Annotated in this window: 1 protein-coding gene; it reads right to left on the reverse strand. The window is 66.0% G+C overall.

The genetic code is table 11. From position 1 onward, the window contains the following. Nucleotides 1-215: condensation domain-containing protein (locus ACX4ZE_RS23585; protein WP_480275668.1), on the reverse strand; the 215-nt coding region annotated here is incomplete at both ends.

Genomic DNA, 215 nt, shown 5'->3' on the forward strand with positions numbered 1-215 from the left:
ATGCGCCGTGGAACGCACCGGGTCGAGTAGTTCGACCAGCAACTCGAACGGCGCGTCCTGATGGGCGTAGGCCGCCAACGCCTTTTCTCGTACCTGCCCGAGCAGGTCGGTGAACGAGTCCGCCGGGGTGAGGTGTGCCCGCAACACCCACGTATTGACGAAGCATCCGACCAGGTCGGTCAACGCCTCCTCGGTACGCCCGGCGATCGGCGACC

The organism is Nocardia sp. TBRC8007 (assembly GCF_056629435.1).